Source organism: Brucella sp. 22210 (assembly GCF_052045675.1).
In the GTDB taxonomy this organism is placed as follows: domain Bacteria; phylum Pseudomonadota; class Alphaproteobacteria; order Rhizobiales; family Rhizobiaceae; genus Brucella.
The window spans coordinates 1-8,354 of record NZ_JBQEPD010000069.1; the positions used below are offsets into that span (position 1 = coordinate 1).

Consider the following 8,354-nt stretch of genomic DNA (forward strand, 5'->3'; position numbering starts at 1 on the left):
GTAAGCGCTGTCCTGACCCCACCTTCCGGATCATCGCTTGATCATTGATGTTCAACCTCGAAAGAGGGCTAGGACATATGTCGATTTCAGAACTTACGCTTAAATCCAAGGATGAGCCGATACGCCGGTTTGAGGTGTTCACAGGCAATGGCCGTCGTCGCGAATGGAGCGACGATCAGAAGGCGCAGATCATTGCGGAGAGTTGCGAGCCTGGCGTCACGGTGTGCTCTGTGGCGCGGCGGCATGGATTGACGCCGCAGCAGTTGTTCACATGGCGACGGCTCGCCCGAAAGCCGCTTGATGTGTTGTCGGTGCCGGAGCAAGCACCAATGTTTGCACCAGCAGTCGTCGTGTCGCCCGAGAATTCGGAACCGAAGAGGGCGCGGCAAGCACGTTTGCCAAGAAGAACTTCTCCGGAGGCGGCCATTGAATTGCGGATTGATGGAGCCTGGCTGCGTATTGCCTCTGGCACCGATGCTGCAACCATTGCCGCCGTCATCCAGGCGTTGAAGGCTCAGTCGTGATTGGCCCGTCCGGTGCGGTAAAAGTGATGATCGCCACCAAGCCTGTCGACTTCCGCAAAGGTGCTGAAGGATTGGCGGCATTGGTAAAGGCCCAGATGGGTGCCGACCCGTTCTCGGGCACGATCTACGTATTCCGGGCCAAACGAACGGACCGGATCAAGCTGATCTTCTGGGACGGCAGCGGCGTGTGCCTGGTCGCCAAGCGGATCGAGGATGGCGAGTTCCATTGGCCTCGAATGCAAGACGGTGTGATGCATCTGACGGCCGCCCAGTTCTCGGCTCTGTTCGAAGGATTGGACTGGAAACGCGTGCATGCGCCGAGCGAAACGCGCACGCCGATAAAGGCCGGATAACGGGCGCGACCAATTGAATCAGAGCCATTCAGCGTCTCGCTCCGAGCGGCAAAATATGCTGTTCTCGATCCATGACGATGACGGCAGACGAGCTTCCGGATGACCTGAACGCGCTGAAAGCAATGGTGCTTTCGCGTGAGGCGGAGAATGCCCGCCTGCGGCAGATCATCAAGGAATTACAGCGTCACCGCTTTGGTCGACGGGCAGAGACGCTTCCAGAGGACCAGCTTCTGCTTGGGCTTGAAGAGGCCGAACAGATCGAGGCTGCCGGGCTGGAAGAGAAGGAACAAGGCTCGACTGCTCTGCGCCAGGCGCAGGTCGCTAAACGGCGTACGAACCGGGGTTCACTGCCAGCGCATCTGCCGCGCGTCGAGATCGTGGTCGATATCGATAACCATGCCTGCCCCTGCTGCCGCAACGACCTGCATCGGATCGGCGAGGATGTCAGCGAGAAGCTCGATCTTGTGCCCGCCCAATTCCGGGTGCTCGTGCTGCGCCGCCCGAAGTATGCCTGCCGGGCCTGTGAAGAAGTCGTTGTCCAGGCTCCGGCCCCGGCAAGGCTGATCGAGGGCGGCATCCCGACAGAGGCAACCGTCGCCCAGGTGCTGGTATCTAAATATGCTGACCACCTGCCGCTGTATCGCCAGGCGCAAATCTACAAGCGTCAGGGCATCGACCTCGACCGTTCGACGCTCGCCGACTGGGTCGGTCGCGCCGCCTGGCATCTACGCCCGGTCCATCAGCGGCTGCTCGATCATCTGAAGTCATCGTCCAAGCTCTTCGCCGACGAGACGACGGCCCCGGTGCTCGATCCGGGACGTGGCAAAACCAAGACCGGCCAGCTTTGGGCTTATGCACGAGATGACCGGCCGTGGCAGGGCGATGACCCGCCCGGTGTCACCTATGTCTATGCGCCAGATCGCAAAGGCGAACGACCGATGGCCCATCTCGACGGCTTCGTCGGCATCCTGCAGGTAGACGGCTACAGTGGATATCGCCCGCTCGCGGCAAAGAACACCGTGTCGCTGGCCTTCTGCTGGTCCCACGTTCGACGCCGCTTCTATGAGCTTGCTGCCGCTGGTCCGGCACCCATCGCCAGCGAGGCGCTGCGACGCATCGGCGAACTTTACAGGATCGAAGAAGAGATACGTGGCCGGCCCCACGAGGAGCGTCGTGTCGCCCGTCAGGAAAAAAGTCGTCCGATTACCGACAGCCTCGCTCCCTGGCTGCGTGAACAACTCGGCTACATCAGCCAGAAGACAAAACTCGCCGAAGCAATCCGCTATGCCTTGTCACGCTGGGACGGCTTGACCCGCTTCATCGACGATGGCCGGATCGAGATCGATTCCAACGTCGTCGAACGGTCAATCAGGCCAATTGCCCTCAATCGCAAAAATGCGCTATTTGCCGGTTCTGACGCCGGGGCCGAACACTGGGCGACTATCGCCTCGCTCATCGAGACGGCAAAGCTCAACAATGTCGAGCCACTGGCCTATCTCTCAGACGTCCTCACCAAGATCGTCAACAATCATCCAAATAGCCAGATCGACGACCTGCTGCCTTGGGCCTATGCCGCAACGCACGATCTCAAAGCCGTGGCCTGAAAACAGCGCTTACTTTCGAGCCTCGAACCGCTGGCATGTTTCAGTTCTGAACAGCTCGTTTTTTTGAATAAAATCCGGGCGACAATTATACCGCGATAGGCAGAGATCTTTTAATTCATAGATTTGATCGTGTTCTGATATATTACATTGTTTGCCATTAAGCTGGCAGGAGAGGCTATTTTGACCTCAAGTTCGGCCGGGGTATTTTCCAGGTCTCAAATAGACGAGCCAATCTTAGCCATTGGAGCGTTGATCGAATGAATAAAGTTCAGAAATTTATCGCGCTGTCATTGATTCGTGTTTTTTCCGTGCGAGCAACACCAAGTCATTTCAGGCAATGGAATGTGTTGGCTCGTCATTTCCATTACTCTGTTATATTCAAAATAATCGACAAGCTGTCCTGGATTTCACTCTTGAGGAAAGTAAGCGTGTCAATAAAATGACATACAAACGCTACAAGCTTATTTCCCAGAAATGGTCTCCAGGAGGGCACATAACACCTGCCAAATGGGTTCACGATGTTGAGATCGTTATTCCTGAATATCCGAAAGCAGAAAGCGCATTACTGTTCATCAGTGGCGGAGAAAATAACGTGGAGACAGGAACTCCGCAGCTATCAAAAGATTTGACAACGAACAGTTTGGAAGAAATCGTCCGTAACACGGGAACGATTGGCATACGCCTCCATTTTGCGCCTAATCAACCGTTGAGATTCCAACCAGATAATGCCCCTTTGGTTGAAGATTATGCCGTGGCCCGCAGTTGGAACCTGTTTCTCAATGACCCGGTCAATCTGAAACAGATTCCATTGCATATCCCATGTGTGGATACCCCCGGTAATGCAAGGATTATTTTTGGATTGCTCGAACGTGAGATCGGTTACGGTCATGTGTCAGGCCTCTGTTGAAGCGGCCACTCATGCTGCGGGCCGGTATGGCGATGCGAAGGTCAGGTCCATATCAGTGGCGCGGGCGCGAAGCCCTTTGGGAATGCCTGGTTTACCTGATCTCGATCTTGCCGATCTGTTTGCCCTTACTTTCCAGCGTCCTCCTCACATAATCGGAGATTTACGTTTCGATATTAAGCCGAAACAGGCTCTCCCCGATATCCTTCGCCTTTTGTCATCATCGCCCAGATCGCTCGTGCGGTCTTATTTGCCAAGGCGATAGCGATGAGCAATCGTGGTTTACGTTGCAGCATTTTCTGAAGCCATGAGCCTTCAGGGGCTCCGTTCTTGATGGCCCATCGAATGCGGGTCATAGCTCCAATGATCAGTAGTCGCCAGATGTCACGTTGCCCCATTTTCGAAGTGCGGCCAAGCTTCTGTTTGCCGCCAGTCGATTTCTGCAAAGGTACAAGGCCAAGCCACGCCGCAAAATCGCGGCCACGGCGAAAGCTGTTCATATCAGGCCCGAAAGCTTTGATAGCCATAGCGCTGACAGGGCCAATGCCTGGTGCAGTTTGCAGCCGTAGCGCCTCTGGGTCACGCTTTGCTTCTTCCTTCATCTGTCGCTCGACAACAGCAATCTTCGTATTGCAGCTTTCGAGCTGATTGATAAGTAGACGCCCGAGCTCTACAACCAGCAAAGGCAATGAGGTATCGGGATCCTCTATCTCGCGTTCAAGCCTGCGCACAAAAGTAAGGCCGCAGGTACAACAATCCCGTATTCCATCAAGTGTCCGCGCAAAGCATTGACGATCTGGTTCCTTTGACGAACCAGAAGATCTCGTGTCTTAAAGACCATTGCCCTTGACTGCTGTTCAGCAGACTTAACCGGAACGAACCGCATCGTTGGCCGGATAGCGGCTTCACTATGGCTTCCGCGTCAGCGGCATCATTCTTGTGTCGTTTAACAAAGGGCTTAACGTAGATAGGTGGAATGAGCCTGACGTCATGGCCAAGGGCACCAATCTTGCGCCCCCAATAATGCGCGGAAGCACAAGCCTCCATCGCTACTACTGTCGGCGACTGGCCTGAAAGAAAGACACTCAACTGATCTCTCGTCAGTTTTTTCCGAAACAAGGGTTTGCCAGTGGTATCTGCTCCATGCAGTTGGAATACAGACTTAGCGAGATCAATACCAATTATTGCGGCGCTTTCCATGAACACGTCTCCTGTGCCAGATTAGCCCGCGCCCGCAGTATGCCTTATCTGCCTACGATCGGGGAAGGGGTATCCACACCATCAATGGCAACTGCGGCATCGAGTGCCATGTCTCTAGCGGAACGCGAACTCGCACCATGGCACATTCACAAATTTATTGTGGCCGGCATGTCCAAAAGAGGTTGGGCTACATGGCTGTCTGCGATCAGAGATGATCGAGTACAAGCCATTGCTCCCTTTGTCATTGACATCCCAAACCTGGTTACCGGCTTGCAGCATATCTGTAAAACATATGGCAACAACTGGCCGATTGCGCTGGAACCCTATATATAAAGAGGATATCGATACTCGCGTTCTCTCGCCAAATTTTTCAAAACTGACCAGTATCATCGATCCACTCGCATATCTAGACACCGAATTCGGACAGCGATTGAATATTCCGAAGTATATCATAAATGCCAGTGGAGACGATTTTTTCGTTCCGGATGGGACCCTACACTATGCTGATAAGCTTCCGGGAGAAACCACCATTCGAGTGGCACCAAACTCGGACCATAGAGGCATCAGCAATTTTGCAGTGCAATCGCTGTCAACATTCGTTAATCGTATTCAGGCAAACAAACTACTTCCCCGCATAGTATCCAACGTTAGCGCTCAGACCTTGAATGTCAAATTTTCAGAGGTCCCCAGATCAGTTAGACAATGGACAGCACATAACCCGGTATCGCGTGATTTCCGTTACGCTTGCGGCATTCGATATATTGAACGGTCTCTTGGCCCGTCCTTGAAAACATCAATCACCCTGGGCGCTCCAAAGACCGGCTGGGACGCAACCTTCATTGAGGCAGTATTTGATGATCGCTATGTTGCCACTAGCCAGGTTTACATTACGCCGGATATATATATCCGTCCCTGGCTCTGCAATGGGCACAGCATGCAAAATAATTCCTGGTCGCGGAGTGGGTCATTAGCTATTCCAATAAATAGCCGCTCCTGATTTTACTGGTGGTTGTTTAAGTGATGCAGCCATGCTGGTGCGTCCAGCATGGCGTAGTGTCTTCCTCAGCTTCGGTTGACAAAGTCCGCTATGGCCTCGAGAAGATGCAGTGATTGAGCCGGTCTACACATCGAAGGGTGGCGAATTCACAGCCTCGAAGTTTCTCGAGGGGTCGCGCCAGTGTTGACGCGGCCACCTGTCGTAACTTCCTGGATTGTGAGGCCAGAAACTGCAATATAGGCTATCGCTGCCGTGTCCTGCAGTAACAATCTATAATGGTCTCTACGCCGAAAATCGAAGCAAAAATCCATGCCGCAATTCTTCAAACAATATGAACACTACCATTGCGATAGAAGACGGATTCTATGAATTTACGCTTTTTCTGGTAGCGACATGGGCTGTTTTGGTTCGTTCCATCCCAGGTAGTTATAAAGCGCATAGCGCCAAATACCAATCTCTTCATGCAGAGCCAAGTCGGTCGCTAGTAAATTAATACCAATGGAGAACATATTGGTATGCGCTGTTGTCAAATAGCCCGCAGCAATCGGTTCGGCTACAACGCCAAAGTGTGATAAATATAAAAGGTCACGCTTCATCATCGGGGCGGCCTGCAACAAAATGACCTTGCCTGGCTTTAGGTTACGCAACACTGCAGCTGTCCGTTTTGCATTTTGCCAGCTGTTCCGACTATCACGGTCAAGGATGATGGAATCCTGCATGATCCCAACTTTTTCCAACTCTTGGGCAATCGAAACAGCTTCCGGAACCCCTGTTCCTGCAACGTCAGCTCCACTAATCAGGAAATTGCATTTAAGCGCCATTTGTACACATTGATGGTTCATACTGGCGGCGGCAAAGATCGGCCCATAAGAAAAAGCAAGTGGCTCGACCGCTTGTCGATCTCGTTCATTGATCGTTTGTGTTCCTATCCCGAAAAGAATGAACGCTGTGTTATCTTCTAGTGGTGTTGGTAAGCTGGATGTATAAGGGGACTGCAAGCGGTCTAGCAAATATTCAGGCAGTATCGCTGATGCGATCATAGCATAGAGGATAACGCTGAGACCAACCAATGTGATGCCAAGCTTATGCCAATTAAAATACAACGAGAGTAAACCAAGTATAAGGAAGACAATAATGAGGAGGGCCGTCATTTTATGATCACCACAGAGTTAAATATCGGAAATTTTGCAGGATCTAAATCCGGTTGGCTGTCCGAAGCAACCCCAATAAATTTGTTAAATCAGGTAATTATAACCAGTTTGCATAAAATTCAGAGTGCCAAAACGGATAGGTATTAGAGATACGTAATGTAAAAACCAGTCACAAGGCGTTTTTATCCGGCAATCGGCCCATTACTTCAGCGGCTTGAACAAACTCTCTCGCAAGAGTGGCAGTCCCGTCCAGGTGGCCCATTGCTGGGCACATGCAAGGTGCAAGCTGAAGGAGGTCTTCGACCGGGACGGCTCCGAGATCGGCGCCGAGGGCTTGCGTCGGATCGCCGAATTCAATGCAGTCAAGGCCGATATGCGCGGCATCCCACCGGGCCAGCGTCTGTCGGCCCGCCAAAGCCGTACCGCGTCCCTGGCGGCGGCCTTCGGAGAATGGCTTCAGGCACAGCGCGCAAGGTATCCGCTAAATCCCGCCTTGGCGAAAAGCTCGCCTATATCCATAACCAATGGGACGGCCCGCAACCTTCCTGACAGATGGTCGCGTTGGGATTGACTCCAACAGGGTCGAAAATCTCATTCTGCCCATCAGCCATGCATGGCTGGTTTGCCTTGCCTTCGTGCTTGACCCACCGGCCTTCTTCATCATGCTCGCTGGCTGAGGCGATAATCGTCGCCTCAACGAGCGTGCCAGCCTTCACCTGGATAGCCTCGGCCTTGAGCTGACGGGTGATCGCGTCGAACAGGCCTTGTCCAGATTGTGTGTCACAAGAGCCTTTCGAAAATGTACGAAAGCTGTTCGCTTCGGTGTCAGCTCTGAAGCCGATAACCCACAGAGCCGGCGGAACGATCCCCGGTTATCCAGCGCTTCGGCAAGCTTGAAGTTAGACTAGTCGTACCAGATTGACAGCAGCGTGGCTTTGAACAAGGCCATGGGCGGCCTGACGGGCTCGCCCTTCGCAGAATAGGAAATCACGCCGATGGCTTGAACGGTTTGGCATCCAGTCAACCAGTCGTTAAGCTCTTCCAGAGGCGAATGCTGACTGAGGCCAACCACAAAACTGCCCAATACGCCGACGTGACATCGCATGCTCTTTTCTATTGGCCGCACGGGACGGGCCGACCGTGCAAATGGGCGATGCGTAAAATTGTGAACGCCGTCTTCTACGTTCACAGTCTACGGCTGGTTTTCGCGCTTTCGCGATAGCGCGCTTTTCGAGAAGACCAATCACGCTCTTGTCATGGCAGATCGGGAGCGTGTTGGCCGCGAGGCCAGTCCGACGGCAGCCATCATCGATAGCCAAAGCGTGAAAACTACTGAAAGTGGCGGGCCGCGGGGCTATGATGCCGGGAAAAAGGTCAAAGGCCGCAAGCGCCATGCCCTGGTCGATACAGATGGCAGGGCGTTGCTTGTCGAGCCGCACACCGCCGACATACAGGACCGGGATGCTGGCGGGCCGCTGCTGCAAATGGCGCAACCTTTCTTCCCCATCATCAAGCACGTCTGGGCCGACGGCGGCTACAACCATGAACGCGTCACCGAAGCCATCAGCATTGCCGTCGAAATCGTCAAGAAGAACAAAGATCAGATCGGTTTCGCCGTTCT

The 8,354-nt window shown here is 53.3% G+C and carries 9 protein-coding genes and 3 pseudogenes; 8 read left to right on the plus strand and 4 right to left on the minus strand.

All coding sequences use genetic code 11. The features are described from left to right. The first annotated feature begins 77 nt into the window (after nucleotides 1-77). The 4 genes from tnpA (at nucleotide 78) to ACTJKP_RS25595 (ending at nucleotide 3,388) form a co-directional block, all read left to right on the plus strand. Entirely contained in the window at nucleotides 78-524 is a 447-nt protein-coding gene (gene tnpA, locus ACTJKP_RS25580) for an IS66-like element accessory protein TnpA (RefSeq protein ID WP_181375986.1), read from the plus strand. After that, nucleotides 521-877 (plus strand): IS66 family insertion sequence element accessory protein TnpB, encoded by a 357-nt coding sequence (gene tnpB / locus ACTJKP_RS25585; RefSeq protein WP_109366349.1) that lies wholly within the window; start codon nucleotides 521-523, stop codon nucleotides 875-877. Before tnpA ends, tnpB begins: the two co-directional genes overlap by 4 nt. Nucleotides 878-948: 71 nt before the next feature. Beyond that, nucleotides 949-2,481: an IS66 family transposase gene (tnpC, locus tag ACTJKP_RS25590; RefSeq protein WP_121539677.1), complete on the plus strand. Its 1,533-nt coding sequence runs from the start codon at nucleotides 949-951 to the stop codon at nucleotides 2,479-2,481. A gap of 337 nt (nucleotides 2,482-2,818) precedes the next feature. Further along, the gene (locus tag ACTJKP_RS25595) at nucleotides 2,819-3,388 is read left to right on the plus strand and encodes a PhoPQ-activated protein PqaA family protein (protein ID WP_440632683.1); all 570 of its coding nucleotides are present in this window, start codon (nucleotides 2,819-2,821) and stop codon (nucleotides 3,386-3,388) included. Nucleotides 3,389-3,561: 173 nt separating this feature from the next. Here the strand turns inward: ACTJKP_RS25595 and ACTJKP_RS25600 are convergent. Continuing rightward, nucleotides 3,562-4,585: pseudogene (locus tag ACTJKP_RS25600) on the minus strand (IS110 family transposase). A gap of 84 nt (nucleotides 4,586-4,669) precedes the next feature. Here ACTJKP_RS25600 and ACTJKP_RS25605 point away from each other — a divergent pair. Both ACTJKP_RS25605 and ACTJKP_RS25610 read left to right on the plus strand, forming a co-directional pair. Next, a complete protein-coding gene (locus ACTJKP_RS25605) occupies nucleotides 4,670-4,918 on the plus strand; it encodes a PhoPQ-activated protein PqaA family protein (RefSeq protein WP_440632684.1) in 249 nt (82 codons plus the stop codon). Then, nucleotides 4,800-5,582 (plus strand): PhoPQ-activated protein PqaA family protein, encoded by a 783-nt coding sequence (locus ACTJKP_RS25610; protein WP_440632686.1) that lies wholly within the window; start codon nucleotides 4,800-4,802, stop codon nucleotides 5,580-5,582. Before ACTJKP_RS25605 ends, ACTJKP_RS25610 begins: the two co-directional genes overlap by 119 nt. Nucleotides 5,583-5,953: 371 nt before the next feature. On the opposite strand, the gene ACTJKP_RS25615 is transcribed toward ACTJKP_RS25610, so the two are convergent. Then, nucleotides 5,954-6,733 (minus strand): YdcF family protein, encoded by a 780-nt coding sequence (locus ACTJKP_RS25615; protein WP_440632685.1) that lies wholly within the window; start codon nucleotides 6,731-6,733, stop codon nucleotides 5,954-5,956. Between the two features lie 253 nt (nucleotides 6,734-6,986). Between ACTJKP_RS25615 and ACTJKP_RS25620 the strand changes: the two genes are divergently transcribed. Next, nucleotides 6,987-7,304: an IS66 family transposase gene (locus ACTJKP_RS25620; protein ID WP_440632687.1), complete on the plus strand. Its 318-nt coding sequence runs from the start codon at nucleotides 6,987-6,989 to the stop codon at nucleotides 7,302-7,304. A gap of 141 nt (nucleotides 7,305-7,445) precedes the next feature. Here ACTJKP_RS25620 and ACTJKP_RS25625 read toward each other — a convergent pair. Together ACTJKP_RS25625 and ACTJKP_RS25630 are read right to left on the minus strand one after the other, a co-directional pair. Then, nucleotides 7,446-7,616 (minus strand): annotated as a pseudogene (locus ACTJKP_RS25625) (transposase); the annotation flags it as partial. A 21-nt stretch (nucleotides 7,617-7,637) separates the two neighbouring features. Next, nucleotides 7,638-7,838 carry a hypothetical protein gene (locus ACTJKP_RS25630; RefSeq protein WP_440632688.1) on the minus strand — a complete coding sequence of 67 codons (201 nt, stop codon included), beginning with the start codon at nucleotides 7,836-7,838 and terminating at the stop codon, nucleotides 7,638-7,640. 15 nt (nucleotides 7,839-7,853) lie between these two features. On the opposite strand from ACTJKP_RS25630, the pseudogene ACTJKP_RS25635 reads away from it, so the two are divergent. Beyond that, a pseudogene (locus ACTJKP_RS25635) lies at nucleotides 7,854-8,354 on the plus strand (transposase); the annotation flags it as partial.

Coding starts and splice junctions, on each gene's coding strand:
- tnpA (WP_181375986.1), top strand. CDS start 78: ATGTCGATTTCAGAACTTACGCTTAAATCCAAGGATGAGCCGATACGC.
- tnpC (WP_121539677.1), top strand. CDS start 949: ATGACGATGACGGCAGACGAGCTTCCGGATGACCTGAACGCGCTGAAA.
- ACTJKP_RS25595 (WP_440632683.1), top strand. CDS start 2,819: ATGGAATGTGTTGGCTCGTCATTTCCATTACTCTGTTATATTCAAAAT.
- ACTJKP_RS25605 (WP_440632684.1), top strand. CDS start 4,670: ATGGCAACTGCGGCATCGAGTGCCATGTCTCTAGCGGAACGCGAACTC.
- ACTJKP_RS25615 (WP_440632685.1), bottom strand. CDS start 6,733: ATGACGGCCCTCCTCATTATTGTCTTCCTTATACTTGGTTTACTCTCG.
- ACTJKP_RS25630 (WP_440632688.1), bottom strand. CDS start 7,838: ATGCGATGTCACGTCGGCGTATTGGGCAGTTTTGTGGTTGGCCTCAGT.